Raw genomic sequence first — 26917 nt, 5'->3', positions numbered from 1 at the left:
AGGTGGCCGACAGGCCGGGGCAGGGCGGAAGGGCGCCGGGGCGGGTTGTCGCCGGGGCAGGGGCGGCCCGCGGCGAGGGTGGGCCGGGACGTCCGGTACGACGATATCCGGCTGGTGCCCGACGGTTTCGCCGGGGGCGAGACGCAGTAGCCGACGGCCACTCCGCAGACGCGCAGCCGTGGGCCCGAGCCCCGTGAGATCGGACCGGAGCCGGGCCCCCGCGTACGAGGGTGTCACTGGTGCGCACCGCGGAACCGCATCCCCGCGGCGACCAGCCGCTCGGCTCGCGGTCCGCGGCGCAGGAAGTGCTGTGCCCGCGCAGCCGGGCCTTCGTCGCGGTGAGGTCGTCGCGGGACCGGCCCCGGTGTGCACCACCCATCCCGACGGGCACAATGGCTTCGGCGAGGTAGACAACGCTCCGATGATGGCTGGTGGCCGTGGCGGGGGAGAGTTCGATGGAACGTCGGATCCAGCAGATCGAACTGCCGGGCGGGGAGACCGTACTGGCCCGCGTGAGCGTGATGCACCCCGAGGACCTGCCCCGCGGACCGGAGGAGTTCGCCTACGAGGACGTGGGAGCGCTCGACCATCTCACCGCCCGCGTGGACCAGTTGAACGAACTGGTCAGCGGCATCGGGGCCGCCGTACTCGAATCCGCGCGCGCCGCCCGCCCCGACGAGGTCAGCGCCACCTTCGGGATCGAGCTGGTGGTGAAGCCGGGCAAGGCCGTCGCCCTGCTGGCGGACGGCGAGGCGAAGGCCGCGATCTCGGTCACCCTCACCTGGCGCCCCCGAGAAGCGGAAGGCGCGGAGGCTCCGCACGGCGATCCGCAGGAACGGCCTAGCGGTTGCACGACCTGAACAGGAAGTCCTCGACCGCGCGGAGATCGGTGTTCCAGTAGGTGACCCGGGGGTCGGGGCCGACGGTCAGGGAGCCGACCTCGTCCGACGGGGCGCCGGAGCCGGTGGGGTTCTTGCCGTTGTCCGGAAGCTTCGGGTCGCGGCCGCATGTGAACGTGACGCTGTGCAGCCCTCGTTGGAGCCGCACAGCGTTCCTTCGTTCGTCAGCAGTCGTGGCCGTACCCTCCGCCTCGGTAGTCGTCATCGTCGTCGTCGTACCAGCCGTGGTGGCCCCGGTCGTGGTCCCAGCCGCCGCCGGTCACGTACGTGGCGGAATGGGTCGGGGTTGCCGCCGAGGCCGTTCCGGCGGCTCCGAGGGCGGCGCCGCCGGCCATCAGAACGCCGATGGCGGACACCGCGAAGAGCCGCTTCACTCTCAGTGCTTGCATGGTTCAGAACCCTTCTCGTTGCTGTGGCACGAAGATTTCTCTTCCTCCTCGCACAAGAGACGCACGCGCTGTAGCTGTGGTCATACACATGTGATGTGATGAGTGCATATTCCCCGTCAACGCGGCCTCGTCGGGCCACGGACTATCTGGGCTGGTGCGCAAATTCGCACGCCGCGCGCGCTGGCGCACACTGCAGGCAAAGGGTGTGTTTCCCGCAGTTGCCACAGTTACCTACGGATGATACTAGTCACCGACCCGCCACTCGGCATCTCGGGTTGAGCGGAGGGTCAGCGGTCGGCGGTGGGCGGCGCCGGCGGGAACATCACACGGGCAGCGCCCCGGCAGGGTGACCGTGTTCCCGGCCGCACGCGGTGAGCGCGAGGACCCCGTGCCCCGAGATCCCGGTGTCCGCCCCCAGCGCACCGGGATCGACCGACAGCCGCGCCGCGATGTCGTTGGCGTAGCAGGTGTCGGGGATCTCGAGCTCCACCTTCAGGGCGTGACAGTGCGCCGCGAAAGCAGCGGAATCCGACGGATCCACGCCGTCGAAGGCGTCCTCGGGGAAACCGTCCTCGTGGGGCAGCAGGTAGCCGGACTCGCACGGGTGCGACGGCCCCTCGTCACCCTTCTCCTCGGCGTCGAAGGCGTCGTAGTGGCGCACCACCTCGCCGACTTCCGCGATGCACCAGGCGGTCCAGCCGTCACCGCAGCTCATCCCGTACCAATGCGCGGCTCCGAACCTGCGGCTGAGGTCGATGCACCGTGTGCGCACGACGTCCGCCAGGACCTCTTCGGCGTCCTCCGCGGCGTCGATGCGGTGGGTGTCCTGGGAGGTGTCACCGAAGACCAGTGTCCAGCCGTCCAGTACCGGGCTGACGAAGACCCGTGCACAGGCCCCGTGCGGAAGACTCCGGTCCCAGCCGTGACGGTCCTGGTTCCAGGCCGCCTCCCCCGCGCGGAGCGTCACCGGCTCGGGCTCGCCCAAGTCGAACGCGTTGAGCACCGCGTCCTGGTCGTCGGTCGGGACCGCGTACCAGGACCCGCACAGATGCATGCCGTGGGGGGCCTCGCCCAGCCGTTTGATCCGGGCCAGCCGGCGCCACGCCTCCAGGTCCGCGCCACCGAGCGCGGCCGGACCCCCGATGTCAGCGAGGGCCTCCAGAGCGCCCGAGCGAATCCCGGTCCCGGTGGCGGGCTCCTGCCGCACGCGCCGGAGCCCGGGAACGGCTCCAGCGCCGATCGCGGAGAACGCCCGGACAGCCCGCTGACGGACCTCGGGTTCCGGGTCTCCCAACAGCGGAATCAGCCGGTCGGCGAACCGCGCGGCCTCGGCGCCCCGGCTTTGGAAGGCGTAGAGGGCGTTACCGCGAACCCGGGGGTGCGCATGGCTCAGCAGTTGTTCGTAGACCCCCTGGTCCTCCACTTCCAGCCGTCCGAGCGTCCATGCCGTTCTTCTCGCCACCTCGGGCGATTCCGCGGCCGCGGACGCGTCTGCCAGGGGAAGGAGAGCGGGCGCGCCGATCCTGCGCAGCACGTCCGCCGAGACGGTCCAGTCAACGGGGGACCGCTCATCGCAGAGCACCTCCAACACGGCCCCGACGACCGCCGCCCCCTCCGCCACGAGAGCATCCCGGGCGGATCGGGTATCGGCCCAGGAACCGGAGAGCGCTTCGGCCGGCATGCGTATGTCCATGGCGCGCACCCTAACCGCGCACACCGACAGTGCCGTCGCCCCAGGAGGCAAGCGCGTCGACGGCACGCCATCGGTGCGGACCGCCGCCGACGGCCAGCGCACGCACTCCGTCAAGCAGGGCGGGGATGTGGTGGGCCAGATCGGGTGCGGTCAGCAGGGGGAGGATCGCGGCCAGGGCGGCTTCGCGGACCTCCTCCGAGCTGTCCGCCAGCAGCGGGTGTGTCGCGTCGTAGAGCGTGGAGCGGACCGCGCGGAACGCGTCGATGTCGGCCTGTTCACCGGGCGGCCATTCCTCCGGGTGGTTGGCGTCCTCGGCGGTTTCACCAAGCCAGTTCAGAAGGCCCACACGCAGGAGAAACGGAGGCCGCGCGCCGTAGTGGGCATCCTCGTACGGGGTGCGGTCGGAGACCGTCGCCAGTGTTCGGGGATCCGTCAGGACCGCTGCGACGAAGCACGCAGCGGGAGCGGTGGCGCTGTAGAAGGTGTTCTGGTGCGTAACGGCTTGGTTCAGGTCCCGGAGGGCGGCGCCCTGAACCCGCGGGTCTTCGTCCAGGAGCCCTTGAAGGATCTGCGGCGTCGCCGGTGCGACGTTCGGGCAGCAGTGTTCGACCGCGTTCCAGTCCGTCCTTCGCAGCAACTCCTGCGGGTCGACGCATCCGTCGTGCCCGTTCATGATCGTCATCGGGCAAGTGTGCCAGCCCCCCCCGGTGGCATCCGCGGCCCGGGGAGCACTGTCAGTGGGTGCGAGTAGGTTGTGATCGACTGCTCGGGGAAGTGGCGGGCGCCGATGCACCACGGGGGTACACACGATGAGTTCGACCACTGCATGGAGGGCTGCCGGGGAGTATGAGCTGACACTCGATCCCTGGGCCGAGCCGAAGCCCGTGCTCCGCTGCCGTACCGCGGCCGGGCGGGAGCTGAAGAAGGTGCCGGCTGCGCTCAAGGCGGAGCCGTTGGTGCGGGAGTTGACCGCGCTGGCGGAATGGATCGGCGACCATGCCGCCCAGGCGCACACCAGCGTCGAGCGATGGATGACGCAATCGCTGCCGGTGCCCGCCGTGTTGATGCGGCAGGTGTGGCCCGACCCGTACTGGCAGCGCGCGCTGCGGTACGCGGTGATCGCGCCGTACGAGGGGCCGGCGGGCGGGCCGGACGTGCGGCGTGCCGGGGTGCTCACGGGCATCACGCAGGGCCCGGCCGGCGGTGCGCTGGTGGTGACGGGGCTCGACGGGGAACGCGAGCTGGACGACGCCGTGGTCGTGATTCCGCATCCGGTGCTCCTCGACCCGCGCGGCACCGGACTGCTCGAGCGCTGGCGGAAGCTGCTGGATCCGCTGGGCGGGGAGCAGGGGATCGAGCAGCTGCACCGCGAGGTGTACGTACGGCCGGACTGCTCGCCCGCGCCGGCCCCGGGCGCGCGGAGCGCACGGGAGGGGATCACGGTCTTCTACGGTGCTTCGTACGAGTCCGGTGCCCGCTTCGAGGGCATGGCGGCGCGGTTCGGCGGACGCATCGGCGGGGAGCGTGCCGGATTCACCTTCGGGCACCAGGGGCGTGCGTACGGCGTGGTGGCCGACCTGCGGTACCAGGGCCCCGTGGCGCCGGTGAGCCTGCACGACTTCTGGTTCACCGACGTCCGGGGGCGGCAGGGGGCAGGGACCTACGACGTGGTGCCCAGGACCGCCTGGTCCGAGGGGATCAGAGCGATGGTGGCCCTCTACGACGAGCGGGAGGCCGATTCGGGGCGCTTCTCCGGGACCATGCCGGCCGACGGGGCCTCCGGGTACCAGTCCTTCCTCGTCGCGTGCGCGGAGTACGCCGCGGCGGGCGCGCCGGAGGCCGGATCGTCCACGCCGCGGCAGCCTGCCGACGCACGTCAGCTCCTCCGCGCGGGCGCGGTGCTGGCGGGCGAGCCTGCAGGTCCGGACGAGGAGCTGCTGACCGCGCGCCGCTACGGATCGCCGTTGCTGGAAGGCGACGGGCCTTTCGTACGGCTGGTCGTGGCGCGCGTCGTCGAGGCGCAGGACGCGGTGGCGCGGGCGCTGGGCCTGGAGCCGGACGCGGGCGAGGCCGCTCCGGTCGGCAGGACGCCGGTGCCGCCCCTGGACTTCCTGTCCCGGGTCTGCCGGGTGCACCCGGAACTGGCACGGCAGGCGATGGGGCTGCTCGCCCCGTTGCGCACGTGCGCCAAGACGGCCGAAACGAAGCCGGGCCGGGCCGCGACCCAGCTCCAGACGAGCCTGAAGAAGCTGACCGCACCTCACCCCGAGCTCCTCCCCTTCGCCCTGGACGAAGGCGCACGGATCGTGGCCGCGGCGGGCAGCGTGGCGATGGCCAAGCCGCTCTACACCGAGGCACGAGCCGCGCAGAAGCGGCTGGGCGGCATCGACGAGGATGCCCTGCGGGAGCTCGTCTCGGAATTCCGCGCGCTCGGCGTCGTCGACCAGAAGCAGCTCAGGCAGTATCGGGACGACCTGGCCGCCCGCTCGTCGGCGGGCGAGGCGTACGAGAGCTACCGCCGGCTCGTCCTCGAATCGTGCCGCAGGGAGAGCGCGATCCCCAGGTCCTTCGTCCGGGACGGGGTCACGTACCACCGGCAGCGGGACATCCCCGCGTCCTTCGCGGTCGAGCTGGCGGAGGGAAACGGCGGCCCGTTGGCCGCCGACGACACCAACACCGAGATCTTCCACCTCCTGCTGCGCGGCGGCGCACTGGAGACGGCGGTCGCGTCCGTGTGGGAAGCGTGGGCGGCGCCTCTGGAGCGGGACCTGGCGGAGCACCCCGACACGGCCGTACACCTGAGGACCCACCTTCCGGAGCCCCGGGGCTCCTCGGCCGTCGCGAAGACCGCGGCCGCCGAGGCATGGTTCGCCCTGATGGCACGCCTCGGCCTGCTGGAGCGGCTCACCGGAGGGACGGAGCCCGTCTCCACCGAGTCGGCGAACGCCGCGAACGCCTGGCTGACCCTCTTCCTCCGGCGGTACGCGGGGCTTCGCCAGCCCGTCGCCGGCCTGGAGCCGGTGATGGCGTCGATCGCGGCACGGATGCGCGAGGCGGGGGAGACCCGTGAGCCCCTGCTCGGGCTGCAGAGCCGATCGCTGGGGGGTGACTTCTGGGGCGTGGGCGTCGATCTCGACCTGCTCGCCCTGATGAAGCGGGTGGGCATGCCACTCGGCGACCCGGCGGGCGATCAGCGGGTCTTCGCCCTGCAGTGGATACAGCGCCGGGGGACCGACGGTGTCGAGTCCGTACTGGCCGACCCCGCGTTCCGGGACCCGATCCGCACCGAACTGACCGGCGGCGTGCGGGGGAGCCTCGGCTACAGCGTCACACGGCACTGCCTGACGCCGTTTCCGAAGGTGACGAAGCGGGTGGCCGCGCTGGAACCGCTGCGGGAACTGATGACCGGCATCCTCGACGAACGTGCACGGCGCGTGCGCGAGGGCGGCGCCGACACCCTGTTCGCCCTCCAGGACCTGCTGCTCCATGTCGAGCCCTTCGTCGTCGCCGGGGCGGCGAAGCACTTCGACGCGTACGTACGGGAGGCACTGGCCGTCGAACCGGCCGCGCTGCTGGCGGACACCCTGCGCGCCCGCTGCCTCGCCCATGAACATGACGGCGACGGCAACGGCGACGGGACGGACGCATGCGCACTGCGGGAGGTGACCGTCGACCACGCGCGGAAACTGCTGGAGTCGACGGACGCGGCCACACGGCACCGCCACACGCAGGTGTTCACCGTGGAACCGGCCACCCGCAAGAGCAGATACCTCGCCTTCGCCCCGGGGTCCGAATTCGCGCGGGATCTGCTGCCCGGGATCGAGGAGGCGCTGCCGCAGACCGCGGACGACTCCTGCAGGTCGCAGGCGCTCGGGGTCGTGCAGGGCGTGCTGTGGTGCGAGACGTGGCAGGCAACACTGCGTCAGTTCGTGCGTGTGGAAGGATGAGTTGATGGGGACACCACTGCCGTTCGGAGACGAGTTACGTGCTGAGCTGGGAGTGCCCAAGGGCTCTCTCAGGCTGAGCAGCAGCCCTCGGTCGCGCGTCTGGCGCGTCGAGTTGCCGGCGTCGACAGCGGTCGTGAAGCAGCTCGTCGGCGGTCCTGACGCCGACGAGCGGTACGCACGTGAGGTGGCCGCCCTGCGGCTCGCCTCCCGAGCCGGAATTCCCGTGGTGCCGGCGTTGCTGGCCACTGATCCCGGCGAGCGGGTCCTGGTGCTGGAGCACCTGGAACACCAACGCCCGGCCGGTGACTGGATCGTCGACTATGCAGCCGCGCTGGCGCGGCTGCATGCCACGGCCCGCCCGGATGACGTGGGGGCACTTCCCCGCTGGCAGGGCCCGAACCAGGCCGACATCCAGTCCTTCCTGCGGCTGGCCGGTGCTCTGGAGGTTCCGGTCACGCCTGCCGTGTCCGGCGAACTCGATGACCTCGTCGCCCGGCTCGACCAGGCACCCGGGCATGCCCTCCTCCACGGAGACCCCTGCCCGGGTAACGATCTCCACACGGCCACGGGGATCAGATTCATCGACTTCGAGCAAGCCTCATTGGGCAGCGGTCTGATGGAGCTCGCCTACCTGCGCATCGGCTTTCCGACCTGCTGGTGCGTCACTTCGGCGTCCGAGCTGCTGCTGGAACGGGCGGAGAACGCGTACCGCGAGGAGTGGCGCACCGCGACCGGCTCGGACGTTCGGGGTGGGCTCGTCGATGCGTGCGCCGGCTGGCTGATCCGCGGCGACGCGCTGGTACAGCGGGCACACCGCGAGGGCACGGACCACCTGGCCCGGATTCCCCACCAAGACTGGACGTGGGGCACCGCGACAGCCCGGCAACGACTCGTCCACCGGCTCGGAGTCGTCGGCCGGATGACGGCCGACGACACCTCTCTGGGCGGTCTGAGCAGCCTCAGCACCGCCATGCGCCGACAGATGCTCGCCCGCTGGCCCACACTTCAGCCCGTCCCGGCAGAGCGGCCTTGAAAGATGCCCGGGACTGCTGCGCAGAGGGGCGAGGCACCCGGTGGCGGGTGAGATCCTGAGCGGATGCACGAAACACCCGCCGCCGTGGCGGCCGCCCGGTGGCCGCTGGCCGCCTCCGAGGACACCGACTGGCTGCGGGAACTGGCAGCCGACGGCGGGCTCACCGGGTTCATGCCGCCGCCGCTGCCCGACGCGGCCTGGGTCCTCCACTCCATGCACCAGCACGAAGTCGGGCCGACCGGCATGCCGTACGTCGCGTACGAACGGGCCGTGCTGATGGGCGGCGGGCCCGAGATCATCCCGGGCCTCGACCCCGCGGAGGTGCTCAACGGCACGATGGGCGAGCACCCCGGACCGCGGTGGCGCCGGCTGCGCTGGGCGGAGCTCGCACGACGTACCGGTGATCCCGTGATGCCCGAGGAGCAGTGGCCCGGCCCCTACACCTGCTTCCCTTCGCTCAGAGAGTCGGGCGGCTGGCCGGTCGGCATCTCGGCACCGTCCGAGGGCAGCCTGGACCGAGCCGACTGGGACATGCTCGTCGAGATCCTCGCCGAACACAGCCCACAGGGGCCGGACACCCGCTGCCTGGCCTACTACACCCCGTTGGGGCAACGGGCCGAGGACTTCGACACCCCGCACGTCCGGGCCGGCCGGCTCGCGGACGCCAAGGTGCTGTACGACCACCCCGAGGAAGACGGATGGAGCCCGTCCAACTTCTGGCCCCAGGACCGGTCCTGGGTCCTCTGCACGGACTACGACCTGTGGGCCACCAAGGTGGCGGGCCCCGCTCCGCTCGTCGAGGCCCTTCTCAACGACGCGGAGATCGAGGCCGTACGGCTGCCCGAAGCCCACTGATCCGGCGGTGGATATTCTCCCGGTATGAAGATCATCATCACAAGTCTCGTGGTGGGCGCGGGTTTCGGGGCGGCGACCTCGCTCGTCAACGCCCTCTCCTCCCCCTACTCGGCGCTCGGAGCTCCGATCGTGGGCACCGTCTGGGCGGGCGGCGCCAAGGTACTCAGCCTGTTGATGGACGCCGGCTGGTCATGGGCCGCGCTCGCGGTGGCGACGGGCCGGCTGGCTAGGACATGGGCCAGGGGCGCACTGCTCGGCGCACTGGCGCTGATCGCGGCCACGGCGGCGTACTACGTGGCGGACGCCTTTGCGCGCCAGGAACCGCTGGCCGGGTACGAGTCGGACCTGGTGGTGTGGTGGACGGCAAGTGTGCTGTTCGGCTCGGTCCTTGGCGTGGTGGGCGCAGCCATCAGGCGTCCGGGGCTGGTCGGTCTGCTCGCCGCGTTGACGGTGCCGGTCGGCGCCGCCCTACAAATGATCTTGATGCCGCCCCGTCCGCACCTGACCCTGACGCCGGGCATCATCCTGGCCGAGGTCATAGTCTGGACGGCCGCCGCGATCTGTACCGGCTGGGCCGTCCACCGATATCGGACTGAGGGGCATGCGGCGGCCGGCGAGGGGGCGGGGCGCCGGTGAGCGCCCCGCCCCCTCGGAGCGTCAGCTCTTGCCGGGGCGGTCACTCACCCGCGGGAAGGGCAGGTCCACGCGCGCTCTTGGTGGTTGTCGGCGGGAGTACCGCCTACCGCCCCCACACCGGTTCCAGCGCCCGGCTCAGGCGCTCCAGCCACTCCTCCGCCGTACCCCGCACCTGCGGGTGGCTCGCGCGGAAGGCCTCCCAGTCCACGGACCACAGTGCCACCGCCTCCAGGCGCAGAGCGTCCGCGGCAGCCGCGTTGCCCGGCTGGTGCCGGAACACCTTGCGCAGCAGCCGTGGGGTCAGCCTCGTGGCTTCCGCCTCCGCGAGGAGTACGGCGTCGTAGAGGTCCTTGGCTTGCGCCCGGCCCTCCGTGGCGCGATCGGTGTGAAGCCACAGCAGCTTCCAGGCGAGCGACAGTTCACGGCCCGCGGTGCGCACGACGGTCGGCCCGGTGCCGTCACCACGGGGTATCGCCGTCAGGACGGGCGGCTCCGGGAGCCACTCATCGCGGGCGAAGTCCAGCCGCACCTCGCCCGGCGGCAGGCCCTCCGCCTCCCAGGGGATGCTCAGGCGTATGCCCGGGGTGTCGTAGTCCGAATAGGTCCAGGTGCCGTCGTCCCGGGCGGCGTCCGCGTCGAGGACCACGCCCGGCGCGGCCACCGGCCGCTCACGCACCAGGTCGAGCAGAGCTTCGTGCGGCGGGCAGCACTCCGGCTCCGCTTCGACGATCCAGTTCAGCCCTTCGGGCGGTACCGCGGGACGAAGGCCCCTGGTGTCGAACTCCTCGAACTTCCAGATCTCGTACCGGTCGGCGCCGTCGGCCGCCTCCGGCCACTGCTGTACGACCTCCACCGCCTCCACGTACGGATAGGGGTGCCCGGGATCGACCGGGACCAGCAGGGGCCGGGGAACGATCCAGTCGAGGTCCGCCGGCTCCCGCGCGTCGGCCCCCAACCATGCCGGCAGCACCATGCTCCCGCGCAGCACCAGGGCGTCACCCAACGGCGATCCACCGACGAAGCCTATGAGGTGATCGAGCACAGCCCGGTGCGCGATGCGCCGTCGTTCGCCGTCCACGGAGCGGGTCACCGGCCGGCCGTCGTCGTCTCGTCACCGGCCGTCGCAAGGCGCACCAGCGTGAGACCGCTCTCGAACTCCCCCGAAGAAACCTTCACTACCGCCCCGTACGTGTCCGTCCGCTCACCGGTTGCCCACTGTACGGAGCATCACTGACAGCGAGGCCGGACGGTGGTGTTGGGGGCGGGTGCCCGTCGTCAGGCGGGCACGCCGGCCTCGTCCATGACCAAGGCCATCTCACCCGGGGGAAGGGCCGGGTTGGCACCCGCGCTGCAGGCCAGTTCGGGCACGGCGATGGCATCGATGAGCCGGGGAAGCGGCAGGCGCGGGTCGCAGGTCGCCGCCTGGCGTGTCCAGACGTGCGGATCATGGCTGAGCCGCTCGATCAGATCGGGGCCGGCGGCGGGGTCGCGGACGGCCAGCAACCGGTATTTCCCCTCCGGATGGTCCGCGAAGCGGGCGGCGAGTCCCTCGCGGGGGAAGCGGGGGTGGCCGGTCGCCATCCACGCGGAGAACGTCCCGCCGAGCCGGGCGTACACACTCATCAGAACCTCCTCCGGGGTGTCGGAATGATGGACGGCCAGGTGGGTGCGCACGACGACGTCCGCGTCCTCGGCCAGAAGCCGCAGGAGTTCGGGCGGCAGATGGGGGCTACGGGCCGCGGCGCGGCGCAGCAGGGGGTGGGCGGAGGTCGCGGCCCGGCGCAGCACGTCCTGATCGGCGATGCCGGCCGCCACCCAGTCCACGTCACTCCGGTCGTACGGGTCCACCGTGAAGTCGATCGCGGCGCGCCGGGCTTCGGTCAGCTCGGGCCGGAGGGAGACGGCCAGCCGCACCTCGTCGTCGGGATCGACGGCGAGACGGCCCACGAGGTCGGCCGGCAGGGACGGATTGCCGGCGAGTTCGACCAGGTGAACGCCCTCGGCGAGGAACCGCTCGGCGTCCGTGCGGACGAGAAGCCCACGACGGACCACCTCGGGCAGGGCGGCGGCGGGGTCGCGGAGCAACGCTGCCGTGAGCCGTGCGTCGTGAGGACACGCGCACAGCGAAGCCGACCGCCGAACCTCGGGGTCGGGGTCGTCGAGCAGCGTGGCACGCCCGGCCGTCGTCAGTTCGTCCCAGACGCGCAGGGCGGCACGCCGTGCGGCCGGATCGTGATGGCGGACCAGGGAGGAGAGGAAGGACGGCGCCAAGTGGCGCGAGCGCAACAGCGCGCTGCGTACGGACGGTTCGGGGTCTTCGAGGAGGCGGACGCACACGGAGTCCGGCAGTGGACGGACCTTCGTCCGGGGATCGTGGGTCGACTCGGGCCCGCTTGCGACGGCGGCCCGCACCAGGGGCGAGGGGTCGTCCGCGAGCCGGGCCCGCTGGTCGGGAGCCGCCTGGCCACTCGTCGCGAGCTCGCCCCGCGGGTACAGGAGGGGGTGGGCGAGGACGGCCGCCACGGCCGACTCGGGCAGCCCCGGCCGGTGCAGGGCCTGGAAGGGCGGACCGCCCTCGCCCTCGAAGGCGATCAGTCGCAGCAGCAGCGGTATGGGAAGGGCCGGGTTGGCGGCGACCCCGTCGAGTGCGGAGGAGTAGAAGGCGACCATGTCTCAGCTCTCCGACCCGTCGCCGTGCGCGCAGCCCCTTCGGATGCCTGGACGGCACCGGCCTTCTGGGTCACCAAGCCGTCATCCTGCCACGGACGGGGACCGCCCCCGTACATGATCACCGCGCGCCCCCGCGCCACGTCGCGGGGGCGGGCCGTCGTCGCTCGGGGGGCTACGGGGTGGTGCGGGCCGGGAAGGAGAAGGTGTAGCCGTGTGCGGTGAGCCAGGGCAGGTACTCCTTGAGCGCCGCGACGGTCTCGCTGCGGTCGCCGCCCCCGTCGTGGAAGAGGACGGTCGGCTGCTGGGGGAGCTTGTCCTCGACGGCGGAGATGATGGCCGGCAGGCCCGGCCTGCTCCAGTCCTTGGGGTCCACGCTCCAGCCCAGCGGCCGCATCCCGCTGGCCGCGGCTATCGCCCGGCTGTCGGGGGTGAAGGCTCCGCCCGGCGCGCGGTAGTAGCCGACCGGGACACCCGGTACGGCCTTCTCGATCATGGCCTTGGCGTCGAGTATCTGCTGCTGCTGGTAGGCGACGGGCTTGTGGTCCATCGTCACGTCGTGGTCGACGGAGTGGTTGCACAGCCGGTGCCCGTCGGCGGCGACGGAGCGCGCCAGCTCCGGGTACTTCTGCACCTTCGTGCCGATCATGCAGAAGGTGGCCTTGACGTGGTTCTCCCGCAGCACCTTGAGGACCTGGGGCGTCCAGCGGGGGTCCGGGCCGTCGTCGATGGTGATCGCGACGTCGCGGCCCGCGCCCTGCGCCAGTCTGGAGATCCCCAGAGGAACCCCGGCGGCGCCGTGGGCGGATCCGGGGCCTCCGGCGGACGCGGAGCGGCCGGCGGGGGTCGTGACCGGGGATCGGCCCGCCGAGCCGTCCGTGGCGGCGAAGGCCGGGCTGCCGGCCGCCGCCAGGAGGCCGAGGACGGCCGCCGCAGCGGAACCCGCCCGCCGACGACGTGCGGAACTGGTGGTGATGCCCATGGACGCGCTCTTCCTTTGCGCTCAGCCCCCCGGATCTCGCGTTGCCGATCCAGGCTAGGTCATCCGTCCGGGCCACTCCCTCGTCCGATCGGCCCATTCGACGGCCCGGGCCGCAGACGTCGCCGGCCCGGGCGCGCGTCCGCGGTCGACGCCGGACGGCCTACCGGAGTCGCGGGAGGACGATGCCGGACGGGGTGGGGGCGGCGTCCGTGAGGCGAGTCCAGTGCGCGAGGGTCTCCCGGTGGGAGCCCGCGGACGTGGCGGCGGCAACCGCCTCGGCGGCTTCCGCGGTGCACGGCGTCCCGTCGCGTGTGAGCAGTGTCACCGGCCACCGGGGGCCGGCGGTCGCCGCCCCACCGTCGAAGGCGTGCCAGCGCCAGGGGCTGTCGAAGCGCCATGCCCGCCCCACGGCATCGCCGACCTCGTCGCCGTGGTGCAGGAACGCGTACGGCCGGAACAGCAGGTCGACGGTGAACGGAATGTCATCGTCCGGGTGCAGCTCGTAGCCGGTGACGTTGACGAGGCTGCCCTTCGGGACGTCCCGGCAGGAGACGCCCCGGGGCAGCACCGTGACGGCCAGCCGCGGGCGGGGCAGCCAGCCCGTCTCCAACGGGGGATCGAAACGATCGACGCTGGTCACGTGCACCACGGTCGGCGGCACACCCACCCGGCACACGTCGTCCGGCTCCAGTGCGTCCAGCGGCGGTTCGGTGCGGAAGAGTCCTGTCTCGTGCCACACACGGGCATCGGCGTCGATCCCCAGCGCCACCTGGCCGTTCCAGTGGAAGAACTCGCTGTCCGGATCCCGCCGCCACCACGGCCACTCCAGTACGAGGCTGTCCCACCCCAGCCTCGTCACCCTTGTCTCCGTGAACCGGCAGGCCACCGACAGAACGTCGCCCACCCGGAAGTCCGCGTCTTCGATCACGACCACAGGCTAGGGCGCACCTCGCGAGCCGGTTCCACCCGGTCCCTGGTCATCGACGAGAAGGACCTGGACCGGGGCCTCGACCGGCTGGAAGAGGCACTGGCACAGCCGAGCGCCAGCTGACCGGTTCCCTCACGTGCACGCCCGTTAGCCTGGCCAATCATGAAGCGCCGGCAGCAGAAGAAGCTCTCCCGTCGTCTCTCCGAAGCGACGTTGGCGGCCGACACGGCCCGCGTGAAAGCGCTGTTGCGGGCCGGAGCAGACCCGGAGGGGGAGAACAGGGACGGCACCACCCCTCTGTACCTGGCCTCTGTGCAGGGAGAAGCCGAGGTCGCGCGCTTGCTCATGCAGGCCGGTGCCCGCCCTGACACGGAGAGCAGGGGAATCGGCGCGCAGGGCACCCCATTGTGTGCGGCCGCCTGCTGGGGACACACGGAGACCGTACGCGAGCTGTTGGCGCAGGGCGCCGACCCGAACCTCCGTGAAGACGACGGAACAGGCTGGTCCCCCCTGGACTGGGCGGACAACGGCCCGCACCCCGTGACCGCCGGACTCCTCCTCGCGGCAGGAGCGACCCTCCGTGCACAACCGTCTCAGTCGTGCTTGGCGTAAGCCGCGATCGTAACGCCGGTACCCGCCCTCGCGCGGATGATCCGAACGAGGCTCCCTGGCCCTGTCAGGGACCGCAAGCTGCGGCGATGCATGCTGGATTCGGGTTCCTCAACCAACTCACGGGGAGGTACCGGTCCCTGGTCGTCGATTCGCTGCTCGCGCTGGGCTACGCCGGCGCCGGGCTGCTGCTGGGGCAGGAGCAGCCGCCGGTCGGATGGCAGGCCATGGACGGCCTCGGGGCGGTCCTCACCGTACTGGTGGGTCTGGTCCTGCTGGCCCGACGCATCGCGCCGGTGGGGGTGTTCGCCACGAGCAGTGCGCTGTGGATCGTGTTCATCGCCTGCGGGTACTGGCCGGTGATCAATTCGATGCCCCCGCTCCTGGGCCTGTACACGGTGGCGGCGACCCGAAGCCTCCGTACTTCCCTCGTGTGCGCGGTCGCTGTGGCCGGTACGTGGGTGTACGCGGGGGTGAGCAACGCCGCCAACAGCTCCATGCCGACCGTCTTCGCCCAGGCGGTCCTGTTCCCGGCCGTCGTGTTCGTCGTCGGGCGCGGCTCGGGAAGACTTGCCGAGCGCAACCGCCGAACTGACCTTCCAACTGCGCAGGCAGCAGGAGGAGAACGCCCGCCGGGCGCTCACGGAGGAGCGGGTGCGCATCGCGCGCGAACTGCACGATGTGGTCGCGCACCACATGTCCGTGATCTCGCTCCAGGCGGGCGTGGCCTCGTACGTGTTCCCCACGAACCCGGAGCTGAGCCGGCAGGCGCTGGACACCATCGCCGGCGCCAGCAGGGAAGCGCTGGAGGAGATGCGCCGCATGCTCGTACTGCTCCGTGTCGGCCAGGAAGGGCTACCGGAAGGGAGCGTGGATCCGGACGACGCCGACGACGCGCTGGAGGACGGCGGCGCCTACGCACCGGCTCCGGGGCTGGGCCTTCTGGACCCACTGCTCGAGCGTGTGCGGGGCGCCGGGGTCCGGGCCACCATGGAAGTCGTCGGTTCCCCCACACCGCTCCCGCAGGGCATGGCGCTGTGTGTCTACCGGGTGATCCAGGAGGCACTGACCAATGTCCTCAAGCACGCGGGGCCGACCAGGGCGGATGTCACCATCCGCTACGAGACCCGGACCATCGAGGTGTGCGTCGTCGACGAGGGAATCGGCGGCCTCCCGCCGAACACGTCCATGACGCCCGGGCACGGCCTGATCGGGATGGTGGAGCGCGCGAAGATCTACGGCGGGACGGTCACCGCCGGCCCCCGCGCCCTGGGCGGATTCGAGGTGCGACTCGTCCTTCCGGCACCCGCCACCGGTGACCGTCCGACCGGCCTCCCGGCCCCCGGCCACGGGAATGCCCGACACCGATGAGCCTTCGGAGGATGACGCCGCCCCCCCCAGGCGGGGGAGGCCGTCGTCCCGCCATCGCTCCACAGGGTGGTCGGAGTCCATCGCGCAGGCCGACGAAAGGCTGTCCGGGGGCGCGTGACGATGTGCGGCATGAGCATTCAGAATGCGAGCTCGCGGCCTTCCTCACGGCCGGTCTGGTACGGCCGTGGGGCGAGGCCGTGCGCCACTGGATACCGCTGATCGGAGGGCGAAGAGTCCGCCCCATGGCCGCCGTCATCCCTGCCGCAGTCGGCGCGGCGGCCCTGACCGTCCTCTGGTCCTTGATGCCTTGGTGGTGGGCCTCTCCTCACGATGACACGACGCACACCCGAGGCCTCGTCGTCGGCATCCTCTACCAACCGCTGGTGCTCTGGGGCCCGCTCCTCGCCGCCGTCACCGTCTCCTACCACCGCCGCCGTCGCACCGCGCCCCGGCCGGCGGAATCCACCGAGTGAGCGCCCTCAGGCGGCAAGGGAGTGCTGGGCCGGTGGCAAAGGGTGCCTCGCTCGGATCGCGCTACGGCCTCTCGTCTGGGGGACGCAAGTTGTGCCACGAGTGTCCGCAAGTGCCCTTGCAGTACGTCTGCCTGCGGCGGGTGTCGGCGACGGAGAACACCGAGACGAGGACACGGAACGCTTTGACGTGCTCGTCGGCGGGGAGGGCCGCGAACCCGTAGCGGGGCGGGTCCACGCACATCATCACCGAAGGGTTGGCGGTGGGCTTCACTCCGGACCGGGCAACTCCCGCGTGGCCGTCCGCCGTCGTGATGTGCGCCTACACGGCGTATCCGGCGACTTCCTGCAGTACCGCCTCCCGTCCTGCCTGGGAGAGGGCGGAGAACCAGGTTGCCCCGTCGTCCAACGTGCGGAGTTCTTGCGCGACCTCGTTGACGACCCGCTCGGCTTCACGCCGAAGGGCTCGCCGGTCCTCGCTGCTGGGCCCCAACATGCCCCGATCATTCCACATCGCCTCAGGCCGAGTGTGGGGTGACGGGATGCGCCAACTCCGCACGTGACCAGGGCCAATGATCCACAGGGATGGTCTAGCGCCGACCGGAGATCATCGACAGCAGCAGACCGTGGGTCTCGGCGTCGGCGGCCGCCAAGAGCCCGCGGCCCGCCCGGCCGATCGGGCTGCCGTCGATCCCGGTGACCACGCAACCGGCGGCCCGGCACACGGCGATGCCGGCGGCGAAGTGCACACTCCCCGACAGGTCCCCGCCATCGGTGACGTACGCGGCGCGCTTGCCGGCCGCGACCCAGGCCAGCGCCAACGTCGTGGACACGACCCGCGGCCGGAACCGCCCGACGAAGCCGGAGTCGGCCAGCAGGTCCACGGCCCGGAATCCGGGCGCGCTCGGGAACGGCGGATCCAGGTTGACGTCGACCAGCCGGGTGGCGGGCGTGGGCGCCAGCTGGGCATCGACCCCCGCGTGCCGCACCCAGGCGGTCTCGCCGTCGGTGAAGAAGACCTCGCCGCTGAACGGGTCGGCCACCGCTGCCGCGCCGTTGCGCAATGCCACGTTGACGGCTGCCAGCATGTTGCCGACGGCGTAGTTCAGCGTGCCGCACAGGGGATCCACCAGCCACTCGCGCGCGGCGGCGGCCGCGCCCTGCTGCCCGCCTTCCTCGCCCAGCACCGCGTCATCGGGCCGAGCGGCGCGGATGACGCCGAGGATCGCCTTCTCGGCCTCCACATCGGCGGCGGTGGCGAAGTCGCCCGCGCCCTTGTCGACACGGGAGAGCGGCTGCCCGTACATGCGGCGCACCACGTCCGCACCGGCACGCGCGGCAGCTATCGCGACCCCGGCATCATCGAGACCCGTGTATGAGTTGATCATGCGCCTATTGAACCAGCGCGAAGGTACCGGCTGCGACGGCACCGCCTACCGCGGCGCCGGCGACGACTTGGGCAACGGTGTGGTCCTTCAGCTCTACCCGTGACCAGCTGACGACGGCGACCACGGCGTAGGCGAGGAGCGTCCAGGGCCCGTAGGTCATGGCGAGCATGGCGACGCTTCCGGAGGACACGGCTGCGTGCACGCTGATCTTCCAGGCAGGGGTCACGGCGAGGAGAGCGGCCAGGGTGACCAGCATGGCCGCGGTCAGCGCAATCATCGTCCGGGGCGCTTTGAAGACCCACAGCAACAGGGTTCCGGTGGCGACCGAGGCGATGATGAAGGCCATCACGACGATGCGCTGCTGCCTCTGGCCCACGTGCCGGTCGGCCCAGCGGCCGCGGCGGATGCCGTACTTGATGAAGGCCAGTGGAATGACCGCGGCGAACAGGCAGCCGACGAGGCCCCATCCGATCCCGGCGAGACGGCTGGTGTGCCAGCCGATGAGGAGGGTGTCGGCGATGATCCAGGTCTTGGGATCCAGCCCATCGGTGATCAGACGCGCGGCCCTGGACGCCCTGGCCTGGGCGATCGTGGTCGTCACGCCGTGGCCTCCGGTCAGGTCGTCGTGCGCCCCGAACGGACGATCGACATGTGGTGATCATATGGGTTTCAGCACGTCAACGGATGGGCGGTCCCTCACCGGGGCGACCTGTCGCCCGCCACCCGCGTCCGGGTTGTACAGCCCGGACGCGGGCGGCGGGGCGAGTCAGGGGCGGACGGCGAGGGCCTCGACCTCGAACAGCACGTCGGGCGTAGCCAGGCTCGCGACACCGATGAGGGTGTGCGCGGGCGGCTTCGTACCCCAGCCCTCCTGCACGGCCCCGGCGACGAGCCCGAGCTTGCTCACGTCATGGTTCACCACATACGTCCTGAGCTGGACGACGTGGCTGAGGTCGAGCCCGTGGGCGGCGAGCGCGACGCCGATGTTGTGGAACGTCTGCTTCACCTGCCCGGCGAAGTCGGCCGAGACGACCGCCCCGTCGGGGCCCGATCCGTACTGACCTGAGATGAGCACCAGTTCCGCACCTGCGGGGACAACGGCGGTGTGGCTGTAGCCGTACGGGACCGGGTCGTGCAAGCCGTCCGGATTGACAAGGGCGTGTGCCATGTGGATCACCTCTCGTGTGCGACCGATCTTTGTCACGCCGGTAAGCCTCGCAACCAATCACGACATCATGTGTCATGTATTCCTGTACGGTTTTCGCATGCGCGCCGATCGGTTGGTATCGCTGGTGCTGCTGCTCCGGCAGCACGGCCGGATGTCCGCGGCCGCGCTGGCCGGCGAGCTGGAGGTGTCCACCCGTACCGTGCTGCGCGACATCGAGGCGCTCTCCTCAGCCGGCGTCCCGGTCTACGCCGAACGCGGCCGGCACGGCGGGTTCGCGTTGCTGCCCGGCTTCCAGACCGAGCTCACCGGACTCAACCACGACGAGGCACTCGCCCTGCTGGTCGCCGGATCGCGGCGCGGCGCGCAGGCGTTCGGACTCGGCTCGCCGCTCGCTTCGGCCATGCGCAAGGTGGTTGACGCGCTGCCCGAGAGCTACCGGGCCACCGCGGCCGGCGCGGCTCAGCGACTGCTCATCGACCCGGAGACCGACCTCCTCTCGCGCCGACTGGTTGCCGACGAGGTGCCCGACGCCATCGTGGCCGAGGTCCGGCGCGCGGTGTTCGCCGGACACAAGCTGCGCATCCGGTACGCGGCCGTGGACCAGACCCCGAAGTGGCGCACGGTGGACCCGATCGGCCTCGTCACCGCGCGCGACCAGGGCTACTTGCTGGCCACACGGTCCGGCGCGGACCGCACCTACCGGCTGTCCCGCATCCTGGCGGCCGAGGTGCTCGCCGAACCGGCACAGCGACCGGACCGGGTCGATCTGGACCGGGCCTGGCAGGAACGCAGCACGCGGTTCCGGACCGGCGGCGACCAAGTCACCGTGCTGGTACGGATGAACCCGGCGCGGCGGCAGGAGCTGGCGGGCACCGCCCTGGCCGTCCTCGCCGAGGAGGTCGACGCGGACGGCCGGCTGCGGCTGGAGGTGACCTTCCAGGATTCGAGACACGCCGAATGGGCGCTGTGGCAGCTCGGCACGAACGCGGAAGCCCTGGCCCCCCAGTGGTTGCGCAACTCCCTGCGGAACCGTGCCGCCGCTGTCGCCACCTGCTACGGAATGCCATCCTGCGAGTAGTGCCTTCTGCGGGACGCCGCCGTGTCCTCGCTCACGTGGAGTGCGTCAGCGCCTGCGAAACGATCCAGACGGCCCAGGCGATGGGGATGAGGACCACGTAGGCCAGTGGCCGACGGAGCACCGGCGGGCCGGTGTCGAGGTGGGTGCGTCCCGGGGCCGGCGCCGCCGGGGGAAGCTTGCTGAACTTCAGGTAGGCCAGCAGGTTCCATACGAGCGTGAACGGGTTGAAGATCACCAGGGAGAGCGGGCCCCACCAGCCCAGGAACAGGGCCCTCGTGGTCATCTGCCGGACGACGGCTATGCCGCAGGCCCGGCAGAAGGGCCCGTCCAGGTGCTCGAACTTCATCATGATGAGAATGCCCACGTGCGACCGGACCTTGAAGTCAGCGGCGGACTGGGCACCGCACGCGCGGCATGCCCGCGGGGCGTGACCGGTGGGAGCCGGGACGGCGCAACCGCTGGGCGTGGGCCCGTAGTTCCCTGGTGCCGGGGCGTGGCCGTACTCTCCGGGCGCACCGTAGGGGTTGCCCGGCACAGGGCCGTGACTGGACGCGTGATGGGGTGTTGCCATGATTGAACAGGTCTCCAGGATTGCTGTGCGTGCCGACACCAGCCGCAGGCGGACAGGAGTCCGGGGAAGGGGGCCGGATCCCCTGCGCGGTGCGCGTCACCCCGTCGGCGATCGTGATCGGACTTCCGGTGCTGATCTGCCGTGACGTCAACATTCTGGGGGCCGGCCGTGGAGAACGGATGAGTGCGCGTACTCAGATCCGGTCGGCAACGTGCTCAGCCTCCTGAGTCGTCCTACCTCCCGGGCAACGGTCCGAGGGCTGCTCCGTCGAGGGAGTCCTGACGACCGCGGCTGGCAGTATGACCCCGTGCCCTTCATCCCTCGAACCCGTGATTCTGCCGCCGTCGACCGGATGCGGACCCGTCTGGTGGCAGCGGCCGCGGCCGTGGTGGTCGTCGGTGTCGGGCTGGGGCTGCGGGCCGTGACGACGGGGAGCGTGGCGAAGTACGGCGGAGACGCGCTCTACACCGTCCTCCTTCTGGCTCTTGTCGTCCTGCTGGCGCCACGGACGACGCCACTGAGGGCCGCCGGAGCTGCGCTGGCTGTCAGTTGCACGGTCGAGTTCCTGCAGCTCAGCCCGTTGCCGGCGGAACTCTCGCGGCGCAGCACCGCCGCCCGCCTCGTGCTCGGTTCGACCTTCAACCCGCCCGATCTCTTCTGGTACTCGGCCGGCGCGGCGGCCGGGTGGCTCGTCCACACCGCGGTGAGGTCCCTCCGGTCACGTTGACGTGCGAAGCACGGCCGACACCCCCCCCGGGCACGGGCTCGACCCCACGGCCAGGGCGGTGGCGCCCGTGCCGCGGGGCATCGGCGGTCGGGGGAGCCGGAAGCCTCGGTCTCTCCCGTCCTGTCTCGTGGGCCGTGGCCGGTGGACTGGTGCTCAGGCCGTCTCGTCGCGGATCAGGTTGCGGTGTTCTTCGTAGACGAGCCGTGCGTCGTCGTTGGGGAGTGCCGGGGTGGTCAGGCCGCAGGCACAGGTCACCACCGTGAGGTCGGACAGAGCGCGCAGGGTGTGGCCCTCGGGGCTGGTCCGGGCAGACCCCGCCGGCTTCTCGTACCGGAGGCTGTGCGGGTAGTGAGGTGTGCGGGCAGCGGCCGGAGTGGTGCCGGTGCTGGTGTTTTCGAGGGTGAAGCGGTGCTCGCTCATGGGTCCAGTGTCGTCTGCCGGACGCGGGTGATGTGCGCCCGCGCGGCGGAACGCGACGAGAGGATCACCGAGCTGGCGGCGGGTTGCCCTATCGGGGGAGGCGGAAGCCGTTGAAGAGGTCGTCCATGCCGTGCAGGGCCAGGCGGGTGGGCGTGGCACGGATCGCGAGGTCACGGGCGGCCGCGGCAAGGGGGTTGCGGAGGATGCCCAGGCGGCCGATGCGGCGGGCGCGGAGGCGAACGGCGTTGGTGCGGTCGCGGCGGGCGGCGGTGTAGGCGGCGAGGGCGGCCGGGACGGGGTCCGTGGTGTCTGGGCTGTCCGGGGTGTCCGCGGTGTCTCCGGCGGGGAGCAGGTGGGCCAGGATGACCGCGTCCTCGATGGCCTGGCAGCCGCCTTGGCCGAGATTGGGGGTCATGGCGTGGGCCGCGTCGCCGAGCCAGACGATCCGGCCGTGGTGCAGGCGGGGGAGCGGGGCGGCCAGGTCGTACAGGTCGTTGCAGAGGATGTCGGCGGCGTCGAGGCGCTCGATCCGGTCGAGCAGGGCGGGGATCGGGTCGTGCCACGAGCCGAAGTGGTGGCGGAGCTCGGTCCGCGGGTCGGCCGGCCGGGTGCCTGCCGGGACGAGGGCGGTGGCGTAGAGGTAGAGCCGGCCGTCGCAGAGCGGGGTGACACCGAACCGCCGGCCGCGCCCCCAGGTCTCGCTCATGGACGCGATGCCCAGGTCCGGGGCGTCCACGATGGTCCGCCAGGCGCTCTCGCCGGTGTAGTGCAGGCCGGGGTGGGCGGGGAAGTGGGACCGCCTCAGTGGGCTGTTGATGCCGTCGGCGGCGACGACCAGATCGGCGGCGAGGTCGGGGCCGGCCGCGGTACGGACGGTGGGGCGGCCCGTGGCGTCCTCGACGGCGGTCACCGGGGTGCCGTAGCGAAGGGCTTGCGGTGGCAGGGTGGCGGCCAGGGCTGCGGTGAAGGCCGGGCGGGGGACGGCGATCGGGGGCATGCCGTAGCGGGCGGCCATGTCCGCGGTGGAGGTCCGGGTGAGCCACTGGCCGTCGAAGCGGCGCAGGCCCATCGTTTCGGGTACGGCGCTGCCGGCCGCGTGGGCCGCGTCGACGCCAAGGGTGTCCAGTGCGCGCAGTGCGTTGGGGGCGAGGCCGATTCCGGCGCCGGTGGTGGGGGGCTCGGGGGCGCGTTCGCAGACCGTGACGTGCCAGCCGCGCCGGTGCAGTGCGATGGCAGCCGTCAGGCCGCCGATTCCGGCGCCGGCCACCACCGCGTGACGTTTCGGCATGGAACACCACTTCCGTTCGGTTCGGTCACCCGCTGCCGTCACTCAGCCCTTCCCTCACTCTACAGTTGTAGAGTGAGGGCGTGTCCAGCCCTGCCCGGGGGAGGGGTGGGCGGCGAGGGTGTCGCGCAACCGGCGGGCCTGTCTGAGGAGTTGGGACGGCCCCGGCCGCTGTGCGAGTGCGGTGATCTCGGGCAGTTCACCGTGTGCACCCGCGTCCCGGGCCGAGTCCGCGGCGATGGCCAGGACGGCCGCGTGGGCCTGGGGGCGGGTGGAGGCCAGGAGCCCGGGGGGAGTGCGGTGGCCAGGACCGGCCAGAGGGCGGGGGCTGCCTGGGGCAGGGCGGCCGCAGGCCGCAGCGACCCGGTCAGCAGGGGCACTTTCAGCGTGCCCAGCTCCACGAGTTCGGCCATCCGCCGGCCCAGCAGTGCCCCGTCCAGCCCGCCCCTCGCGGCGAGCAGGGCCAGCGCGCGTACAGCGGCCTGGCGGTCCTCGTCGGGCACGGAAGCGAGCCCGTAGGCGAGAGCCAGGTGTACCGCGGGTCCGGCCGGGCCGTCGGCGGCGGCAAGCGCCGTGAGGAACGCGGGGGCCCCACGGCCGTTCTGGTCGGCCGCCGGGGCGACACCGGTCAGCAGCCGGGCCGCGGCGATCTCCGGATGCCAGGGCAGGGCCGCGACCGTGTGCGCGTCCCGCGCGTCCGGCAGCGAGGCGTGCGCACAGCCGATGTGCGGCTCGAACGTGCGGAACAGCGACCAGAAACGCCGGGGGAACGCACCGCGGCCCTCGATCGCCTCGTGCCGACCAGGATCCGCCGGCCGATCCGTGCTCCCCGGCGCCTGCTGTACCGCTCGGGCGCACCGGCTTCGCCTTCGCGCAGCGGTGCGGGGTGGGGCAGACCGCCGTGGCGCAGCCAGGCGGCCACCCGCGGTGCCTCCTCCAGCTCCAGCTCTTCGGCGGCGGTCACCACGTCCGGATCGGCGGGCCCGCCGCGGCACCGCAGCAGTGCCTGCCCGAGGCCCGCCGGGCCGGGTGTGATGCCGAGGCGTGCGTACGTGGTGAGGCGGGCGACCAGTCACCGTCCCGGTGGCTGTGACCGACAACGGCGTTGAGCACGCGTTCGAACGCTTCCACGCCGGGGCCGTGGCGCCCGTTCAGTACGGCCGTGACTTCCTCGACGAGCCCGTCCAATGACGGTACGGCCCATTCCCCCTCGATCAGGTGACGCAGGCCAGGGCCTCCCACCGACAGCCCGCAGCTCAGGTGGCGGGTTGCGCGTGGGGGGTGCGGGTGGGCGTACTCAGGGGGAGTACGCCGACGCGTTGGTCGCCGGCGTATTCGCCGGTCGGCTGGAAGCCGAGCCCGAAGTAGAAGGGTTCGGGGCTGCCCTGGCCGGTGTGCCAGCTGACGTAGGCCTGTGCGGTGCCGCGGGCGCGGATCTCTTCGCAGACGGCGTGGACGGCGAAGCGGCCGTAGCCCTTGCCCTGGTGGTCGGCGTGGATGTTCAGGCGCCAGATGCCGCTGCGGTGGTCGGTGGGGTCGGTGGCGGGGTCCCAGGCGATGTCGAGGAAGGCCATGACGAAGCCGACGACCTCCTCGCCGTCGACGATGGCGCGCGGCCGGGCTGCGGTGTGGACGTAGGCCTCGGCGAGGGACTTGACCACCGGGGAGACCAGGTGGGTCTGGTCGGGGCGTACCTGTATCGCGCAGACGGCGTCGAAGTTCTCGGCGGACATGGCCCCAGCCTAGGGGGTGTCCGGACAGCGCCGCCTGCCCCCGTCTGGAGTCTCAGTGGCTGTTGTTGTTCCGAACTTGAGGAGTGCTGGTCGAACGGGAGTCACCTGAACTCCCGACCCGACCGGTCCTCCCCCGCCATCGTGACCTCCGCGTCCATCACATCGAGCGGCAGCATGACCGCGCGCACCGGGTGGACGTCACGTCGCCGAGGTGCCCGGCCGGCCAGAGCACCCACAGGCACGACGCCTGGCGTACCGCCACCGCCAGCGTCCTCGCAGCAGTGCGCAGCTTGTCACCCGAGCGGTGGGAGGCGAGGACGTCCGCAATGGCCAACCGGCGGCGACTGTGAAAATCGCTGTCCGATCACCGGAGCACGGTGATAGACATCCGGCGTGGAAAAGAATCTTGAGTTCCCTGACCTGTTGCGACTGATCGATGAACGGTCGACCGCCTTCCGCGCCGTGGTCGCCGCCGCGCCCGGTCTCGACGCGCAGGTGCCGACCTGCCCCGGGTGGACGCTGTTCGATCTGGTGAAGCACCTGGGTGGGGGAGACCGTTTCTGGGCCGCCATCGTCGGCGCGGGGTCTGCCGACGCTCCCCCGGCCGAGGCCGTCGCCGCGCGCGCCGCGCTGGAAGTGCCGCAGGAGCGTGAGGCCCTGCTGGCCTGGCTGGACGCGTCGACGCAGCTTCTGCTGGGCGCCCTGCGCGCGGCGGGACCGGAGAGCGGTTGCTGGACGTGGTGGCCCGCGTCGCAGTCACCGCAGACCGCCGGCGGCACCGCCCGGCACCGGGTCCAGGAGACCGCGGTGCACACCTACGACGCCCAGCTCGCCGGGGGCTCCCCGCAGCCGCTGCCGGTCGAGCTGGCACTCGACGGTGTGGAGGAGTTCCTGTTCACCGTCTGCGCAACGCCGAGTGCCTGGCCGCACAAGCCCACGGCCTTCGACTTCCACGCCGCCGAGGGCCGCTCCTGGCGCCTCACCGTCGACGGCGACGGCGCACGCATCACCCGCATCCCCGCGCCCACCGCCGCGACCGGCGAAGACTCGGACGCAGCCGGCGCCTCCGTCCACGGCACGGCCAGTGAGCTGGTCCTCTACCTGTACGACCGGATCCAGGCCGACGCCTTGCACATTGACGGAGACGCAGGGCTGCTCGACCTGCTCCGCGCCTGGGAGCCGGAGGAGAAGTAGGACGTAGCGGGGGCGGTTGGCCGCGCCTCGAGCCGGTAGGACACGACTCTTCGCCAGGTTCGTCAGTCGCGGCACCGGGCTCAAACCCGCGAGGCGGCCTCGGGGCGTCACCAAGCCGACCGTCTACCTGGATGGCAGTGCGAATTTGTCCGTCCCAGCGATCACGAGAAGCGACGCGACTGCCGTCGTCCCGATCTCGTCGAGAAGTCAGTCGATCGGGTGACTGCGGCGGCTGCCGTGCATGAGAGCAGGGCCTCTTGGTAGCTCGAAGGGTGTCGAATCCAACGTGCGGTCCAGAAGGCTCTGTTGTCGCATTTCTACGGCAACGCGGGAGTGGGGTCCACTTCAGCCACTCTCGCGTGTGACTGTCTGGCTCACAGGTTCGGGAACGCCAGAGACCACGGGGCGCGCGAGCGTCGGTATCCCACCGACATGTCGGACGGCGAGTGGGCGGTGGTCCGGCCACTGCTGCCGGTGCCGGGCTGGCTGCGGGGCCGGGGCGGGCACCCGGAGGCTTATTGCCACCGCGCGATGCTGGACGCGATCCGCTACCTGGTCGACAACGGCACGAAGTGGCGGGCCGTGCCTGCTGACTTCCCACCGTGGGACCGGGTCTACGCGTTCTTCCGGCGCTGGCGCAACCACGATCTGGTCCGCGAGTTCCACGACCGGCTCCGCCGCCTGGTCCGCGAGCGGGCCGGGCGGGACTCGGAGCCGGGCGCGGGCGTGATCGACTCGCAGTCGGTCAAAGCGGACGCGGTCGTCGGCTCTGACAGCCGCGGCTTCGACGGCGGCAAGCTGATCAACGGGCGCAAGCGGCACGTCGTGGTCGACACCCTTGGCCTGCTGCTCGCGGTGATGGTCACCGCAGCGG

Annotated in this window: 29 protein-coding genes and 1 pseudogene; 13 read left to right on the top strand and 17 right to left on the bottom strand. The window is 71.7% G+C overall.

What is annotated here, in order from left to right:
* Positions 1-455 precede the first annotated feature (455 nt).
* Positions 456-860, top strand: a complete 405-nt coding sequence (locus RIU97_RS00385) for a CU044_2847 family protein (protein ID WP_404952699.1) — start codon at positions 456-458, stop codon at positions 858-860.
* Here the strand turns inward: RIU97_RS00385 and RIU97_RS00380 are convergent.
* The 4 genes from RIU97_RS00380 to RIU97_RS00365 form a co-directional block, all read right to left on the bottom strand.
* Entirely contained in the window at positions 841-1047 is a 207-nt protein-coding gene (locus RIU97_RS00380; protein WP_404952698.1) for a hypothetical protein, read from the bottom strand. The genes RIU97_RS00385 and RIU97_RS00380 overlap by 20 nt on opposite strands.
* 16 nt (positions 1048-1063) lie before the next feature.
* The gene (locus tag RIU97_RS00375; RefSeq protein ID WP_404952697.1) at positions 1064-1288 is read right to left on the bottom strand and encodes a hypothetical protein; all 225 of its coding nucleotides are present in this window, start codon (positions 1286-1288) and stop codon (positions 1064-1066) included.
* A 322-nt stretch (positions 1289-1610) separates the two neighbouring features.
* Positions 1611-2981, bottom strand: a complete 1371-nt coding sequence (locus RIU97_RS00370) for a HEAT repeat domain-containing protein (RefSeq protein ID WP_404952696.1) — start codon at positions 2979-2981, stop codon at positions 1611-1613.
* Positions 2982-2991: 10 nt separating this feature from the next.
* A complete protein-coding gene (locus RIU97_RS00365; RefSeq protein ID WP_404952695.1) occupies positions 2992-3663 on the bottom strand; it encodes a hypothetical protein in 672 nt (223 codons plus the stop codon).
* A gap of 127 nt (positions 3664-3790) precedes the next feature.
* Between RIU97_RS00365 and RIU97_RS00360 the strand changes: the two genes are divergently transcribed.
* From RIU97_RS00360 to RIU97_RS00345, 4 genes are all read left to right on the top strand, one after another.
* On the top strand, positions 3791-6928 hold the full coding sequence (locus tag RIU97_RS00360; RefSeq protein WP_404952694.1) for a DUF4132 domain-containing protein: 3138 nt from the start codon (positions 3791-3793) through the stop codon (positions 6926-6928).
* A 4-nt stretch (positions 6929-6932) separates the two neighbouring features.
* Positions 6933-7961: an aminoglycoside phosphotransferase family protein gene (locus tag RIU97_RS00355; RefSeq protein WP_404952693.1), complete on the top strand. Its 1029-nt coding sequence runs from the start codon at positions 6933-6935 to the stop codon at positions 7959-7961.
* 63 nt (positions 7962-8024) lie between these two features.
* Entirely contained in the window at positions 8025-8816 is a 792-nt protein-coding gene (locus RIU97_RS00350; RefSeq protein ID WP_404952692.1) for a hypothetical protein, read from the top strand.
* A gap of 24 nt (positions 8817-8840) precedes the next feature.
* Positions 8841-9452, top strand: coding sequence for a hypothetical protein (locus RIU97_RS00345; RefSeq protein ID WP_404952691.1), 612 nt, complete (start codon positions 8841-8843; stop codon positions 9450-9452).
* Between the two features lie 103 nt (positions 9453-9555).
* Here the strand turns inward: RIU97_RS00345 and RIU97_RS00340 are convergent, their stop codons facing one another.
* The 4 genes from RIU97_RS00340 to RIU97_RS00325 all read right to left on the bottom strand — a co-directional run bounded on the left by RIU97_RS00340 (position 9556) and on the right by RIU97_RS00325 (position 14029).
* Positions 9556-10542 (bottom strand): nucleotidyl transferase AbiEii/AbiGii toxin family protein, encoded by a 987-nt coding sequence (locus tag RIU97_RS00340; RefSeq protein ID WP_404952690.1) that lies wholly within the window; start codon positions 10540-10542, stop codon positions 9556-9558.
* A 185-nt stretch (positions 10543-10727) separates the two neighbouring features.
* Positions 10728-12122 (bottom strand): Mucin-2, encoded by a 1395-nt coding sequence (locus RIU97_RS00335; RefSeq protein ID WP_404952689.1) that lies wholly within the window; start codon positions 12120-12122, stop codon positions 10728-10730.
* 172 nt (positions 12123-12294) lie between these two features.
* Complete coding sequence (locus RIU97_RS00330) at positions 12295-13101, bottom strand: polysaccharide deacetylase family protein (protein ID WP_404952688.1); 807 nt, start codon at positions 13099-13101, stop codon at positions 12295-12297.
* 160 nt (positions 13102-13261) lie between these two features.
* Entirely contained in the window at positions 13262-14029 is a 768-nt protein-coding gene (locus RIU97_RS00325; protein ID WP_404952687.1) for a hypothetical protein, read from the bottom strand.
* A 162-nt stretch (positions 14030-14191) separates the two neighbouring features.
* On the opposite strand from RIU97_RS00325, the gene RIU97_RS00320 reads away from it, so the two are divergent.
* The 3 genes from RIU97_RS00320 (at position 14192) to RIU97_RS00310 (ending at position 16482) form a co-directional block, all read left to right on the top strand.
* Positions 14192-14641, top strand: a complete 450-nt coding sequence (locus RIU97_RS00320; protein WP_404952686.1) for an ankyrin repeat domain-containing protein — start codon at positions 14192-14194, stop codon at positions 14639-14641.
* A gap of 567 nt (positions 14642-15208) precedes the next feature.
* Positions 15209-16009: a sensor histidine kinase gene (locus tag RIU97_RS00315; protein WP_404952685.1), complete on the top strand. Its 801-nt coding sequence runs from the start codon at positions 15209-15211 to the stop codon at positions 16007-16009.
* Positions 16010-16251: 242 nt separating this feature from the next.
* Positions 16252-16482, top strand: a complete 231-nt coding sequence (locus RIU97_RS00310; protein ID WP_404952684.1) for a hypothetical protein — start codon at positions 16252-16254, stop codon at positions 16480-16482.
* A gap of 61 nt (positions 16483-16543) precedes the next feature.
* On the opposite strand, the gene RIU97_RS00305 is transcribed toward RIU97_RS00310, so the two are convergent.
* The 5 genes from RIU97_RS00305 to RIU97_RS00285 all read right to left on the bottom strand — a co-directional run bounded on the left by RIU97_RS00305 (position 16544) and on the right by RIU97_RS00285 (position 19035).
* Entirely contained in the window at positions 16544-16795 is a 252-nt protein-coding gene (locus RIU97_RS00305; RefSeq protein WP_404962711.1) for a DUF5958 family protein, read from the bottom strand.
* A 6-nt stretch (positions 16796-16801) separates the two neighbouring features.
* Positions 16802-16975 carry a hypothetical protein gene (locus tag RIU97_RS00300; RefSeq protein ID WP_404952683.1) on the bottom strand — a complete coding sequence of 58 codons (174 nt, stop codon included), beginning with the start codon at positions 16973-16975 and terminating at the stop codon, positions 16802-16804.
* Positions 16976-17069: 94 nt separating this feature from the next.
* Complete coding sequence (locus tag RIU97_RS00295; protein ID WP_404952682.1) at positions 17070-17867, bottom strand: inositol monophosphatase family protein; 798 nt, start codon at positions 17865-17867, stop codon at positions 17070-17072.
* 4 nt (positions 17868-17871) lie between these two features.
* Entirely contained in the window at positions 17872-18468 is a 597-nt protein-coding gene (locus RIU97_RS00290; RefSeq protein WP_404952681.1) for a hypothetical protein, read from the bottom strand.
* A gap of 165 nt (positions 18469-18633) precedes the next feature.
* A complete protein-coding gene (locus RIU97_RS00285; RefSeq protein WP_404952680.1) occupies positions 18634-19035 on the bottom strand; it encodes a RidA family protein in 402 nt (133 codons plus the stop codon).
* A gap of 97 nt (positions 19036-19132) precedes the next feature.
* On the opposite strand from RIU97_RS00285, the gene RIU97_RS00280 reads away from it, so the two are divergent.
* Positions 19133-20113: a helix-turn-helix transcriptional regulator gene (locus RIU97_RS00280; protein WP_404952679.1), complete on the top strand. Its 981-nt coding sequence runs from the start codon at positions 19133-19135 to the stop codon at positions 20111-20113.
* A gap of 31 nt (positions 20114-20144) precedes the next feature.
* On the opposite strand, the gene RIU97_RS00275 is transcribed toward RIU97_RS00280, so the two are convergent.
* Positions 20145-20477 carry a hypothetical protein gene (locus tag RIU97_RS00275; protein WP_404952678.1) on the bottom strand — a complete coding sequence of 111 codons (333 nt, stop codon included), beginning with the start codon at positions 20475-20477 and terminating at the stop codon, positions 20145-20147.
* A 559-nt stretch (positions 20478-21036) separates the two neighbouring features.
* Here RIU97_RS00275 and RIU97_RS00270 point away from each other — a divergent pair.
* On the top strand, positions 21037-21411 hold the full coding sequence (locus RIU97_RS00270) for a DUF2809 domain-containing protein (RefSeq protein WP_404962710.1): 375 nt from the start codon (positions 21037-21039) through the stop codon (positions 21409-21411).
* A gap of 153 nt (positions 21412-21564) precedes the next feature.
* Here RIU97_RS00270 and RIU97_RS00265 read toward each other — a convergent pair whose 3' ends face one another.
* The gene (locus RIU97_RS00265; RefSeq protein WP_404952677.1) at positions 21565-21831 is read right to left on the bottom strand and encodes a hypothetical protein; all 267 of its coding nucleotides are present in this window, start codon (positions 21829-21831) and stop codon (positions 21565-21567) included.
* An 88-nt stretch (positions 21832-21919) separates the two neighbouring features.
* Entirely contained in the window at positions 21920-23119 is a 1200-nt protein-coding gene (locus RIU97_RS00260) for an FAD-dependent monooxygenase (protein WP_404952676.1), read from the bottom strand.
* Positions 23120-24017: 898 nt separating this feature from the next.
* Here RIU97_RS00260 and RIU97_RS00255 point away from each other — a divergent pair.
* Positions 24018-24209, top strand: a complete 192-nt coding sequence (locus RIU97_RS00255) for a hypothetical protein (RefSeq protein ID WP_404952675.1) — start codon at positions 24018-24020, stop codon at positions 24207-24209.
* A 163-nt stretch (positions 24210-24372) separates the two neighbouring features.
* On the opposite strand, the gene RIU97_RS00250 is transcribed toward RIU97_RS00255, so the two are convergent.
* Entirely contained in the window at positions 24373-24849 is a 477-nt protein-coding gene (locus RIU97_RS00250; protein ID WP_404952674.1) for a GNAT family N-acetyltransferase, read from the bottom strand.
* Between the two features lie 393 nt (positions 24850-25242).
* Here RIU97_RS00250 and RIU97_RS00245 point away from each other — a divergent pair, with 393 nt between their 5' ends.
* Together RIU97_RS00245 and RIU97_RS00240 are read left to right on the top strand one after the other, a co-directional pair.
* A complete protein-coding gene (locus tag RIU97_RS00245) occupies positions 25243-26043 on the top strand; it encodes a maleylpyruvate isomerase family mycothiol-dependent enzyme (protein ID WP_404952673.1) in 801 nt (266 codons plus the stop codon).
* Positions 26044-26475: 432 nt separating this feature from the next.
* Positions 26476-26916: pseudogene (locus tag RIU97_RS00240) on the top strand (transposase); the annotation flags it as partial.
* Between the last annotated feature and the right edge of the window lies 1 nt (position 26917).

Source organism: Streptomyces sp. 147326 (assembly GCF_045000215.1).
Lineage (GTDB): Bacteria > Actinomycetota > Actinomycetes > Streptomycetales > Streptomycetaceae > Streptomyces.
The sequence above is the reverse complement of the archived record's forward strand: the minus strand, read 5'-3'. Positions and strand labels throughout refer to the sequence as shown.

What these genes read in the sequence shown, in the direction of transcription:
- RIU97_RS00385 (WP_404952699.1), top strand. Translation starts at nt 456, where the DNA reads ATGGAACGTCGGATCCAGCAGATCGAACTGCCGGGCGGGGAGACCGTA.
- RIU97_RS00375 (WP_404952697.1), bottom strand. Translation starts at nt 1,288, where the DNA reads ATGCAAGCACTGAGAGTGAAGCGGCTCTTCGCGGTGTCCGCCATCGGC.
- RIU97_RS00370 (WP_404952696.1), bottom strand. Translation starts at nt 2,981, where the DNA reads ATGGACATACGCATGCCGGCCGAAGCGCTCTCCGGTTCCTGGGCCGAT.
- RIU97_RS00365 (WP_404952695.1), bottom strand. Translation starts at nt 3,663, where the DNA reads ATGACGATCATGAACGGGCACGACGGATGCGTCGACCCGCAGGAGTTG.
- RIU97_RS00360 (WP_404952694.1), top strand. Translation starts at nt 3,791, where the DNA reads ATGAGTTCGACCACTGCATGGAGGGCTGCCGGGGAGTATGAGCTGACA.
- RIU97_RS00355 (WP_404952693.1), top strand. Translation starts at nt 6,933, where the DNA reads ATGGGGACACCACTGCCGTTCGGAGACGAGTTACGTGCTGAGCTGGGA.
- RIU97_RS00350 (WP_404952692.1), top strand. Translation starts at nt 8,025, where the DNA reads ATGCACGAAACACCCGCCGCCGTGGCGGCCGCCCGGTGGCCGCTGGCC.
- RIU97_RS00345 (WP_404952691.1), top strand. Translation starts at nt 8,841, where the DNA reads ATGAAGATCATCATCACAAGTCTCGTGGTGGGCGCGGGTTTCGGGGCG.
- RIU97_RS00335 (WP_404952689.1), bottom strand. Translation starts at nt 12,122, where the DNA reads ATGGTCGCCTTCTACTCCTCCGCACTCGACGGGGTCGCCGCCAACCCG.
- RIU97_RS00330 (WP_404952688.1), bottom strand. Translation starts at nt 13,101, where the DNA reads ATGGGCATCACCACCAGTTCCGCACGTCGTCGGCGGGCGGGTTCCGCT.
- RIU97_RS00320 (WP_404952686.1), top strand. Translation starts at nt 14,192, where the DNA reads ATGAAGCGCCGGCAGCAGAAGAAGCTCTCCCGTCGTCTCTCCGAAGCG.
- RIU97_RS00310 (WP_404952684.1), top strand. Translation starts at nt 16,252, where the DNA reads ATGGCCGCCGTCATCCCTGCCGCAGTCGGCGCGGCGGCCCTGACCGTC.
- RIU97_RS00300 (WP_404952683.1), bottom strand. Translation starts at nt 16,975, where the DNA reads ATGTTGGGGCCCAGCAGCGAGGACCGGCGAGCCCTTCGGCGTGAAGCC.
- RIU97_RS00295 (WP_404952682.1), bottom strand. Translation starts at nt 17,867, where the DNA reads ATGATCAACTCATACACGGGTCTCGATGATGCCGGGGTCGCGATAGCT.
- RIU97_RS00285 (WP_404952680.1), bottom strand. Translation starts at nt 19,035, where the DNA reads ATGGCACACGCCCTTGTCAATCCGGACGGCTTGCACGACCCGGTCCCG.
- RIU97_RS00280 (WP_404952679.1), top strand. Translation starts at nt 19,133, where the DNA reads ATGCGCGCCGATCGGTTGGTATCGCTGGTGCTGCTGCTCCGGCAGCAC.
- RIU97_RS00270 (WP_404962710.1), top strand. Translation starts at nt 21,037, where the DNA reads ATGCGGACCCGTCTGGTGGCAGCGGCCGCGGCCGTGGTGGTCGTCGGT.
- RIU97_RS00265 (WP_404952677.1), bottom strand. Translation starts at nt 21,831, where the DNA reads ATGAGCGAGCACCGCTTCACCCTCGAAAACACCAGCACCGGCACCACT.
- RIU97_RS00260 (WP_404952676.1), bottom strand. Translation starts at nt 23,119, where the DNA reads ATGCCGAAACGTCACGCGGTGGTGGCCGGCGCCGGAATCGGCGGCCTG.
- RIU97_RS00250 (WP_404952674.1), bottom strand. Translation starts at nt 24,849, where the DNA reads ATGTCCGCCGAGAACTTCGACGCCGTCTGCGCGATACAGGTACGCCCC.